This window comes from Pseudarthrobacter sp. 10T415 (assembly GCF_056394175.1).
This window is the reverse complement of record NZ_JBFTHJ010000064.1, coordinates 1-520: the sequence shown is the minus strand read 5'-3', so window position 1 is coordinate 520 and position 520 is coordinate 1. Positions and strand designations below refer to the sequence as shown.

Sequence of the window (520 nt, the reverse complement as noted above, 5' to 3'; positions counted from 1 at the left end):
AATACCGCCCCGACGCCGACGGGATGGCAACAATTACCCTGATCCTGCCCGGGGACACCGCCTGCGCCATCTGGAACAAGACCACAGCCATCGCCCGCGGCCTCCAAGGCCCCGGCGAAACCCGCACCCTTACCCAGTTGCGGCCGGACGTCGCCGCCGCGCTCCTCTTGAGCGCCCACACCGGCGCCGCTGCCACAGGCCGGTCCATCGATAGCCAGGAAACCGGCGCCGGTACCGACCCATACTTCGTTGACCTCAGCAAGATTCCCGCGCCGAAAGCCGACGTGCTGGTCACCATTCCGATATTTACAATGTTGGGCAGCACTGACGAACCGGCAGACCTCGACGGGCACGGGCCCATCCCGGCAGCCATGGCCCGAAAACTCGTTGCTGACGGGGCCACCTCGTTCTACCGGGTCCTCGTCGACCCCCGTACCGGCGCACCGCTCGAGATCGGCCGGACCAGCTACCGGTTGTCGGAGGCTATGAAGCGCTGGATCAGGATGCGTGATGGACACTG

The 520-nt window shown here is 66.0% G+C and carries 1 protein-coding gene; it reads left to right on the top strand.

What is annotated here, in order from left to right:
- Positions 1-520: DUF222 domain-containing protein (locus tag AC1DBN_RS21460; RefSeq protein ID WP_477724196.1), on the top strand; the 520-nt coding region annotated here is incomplete at both ends.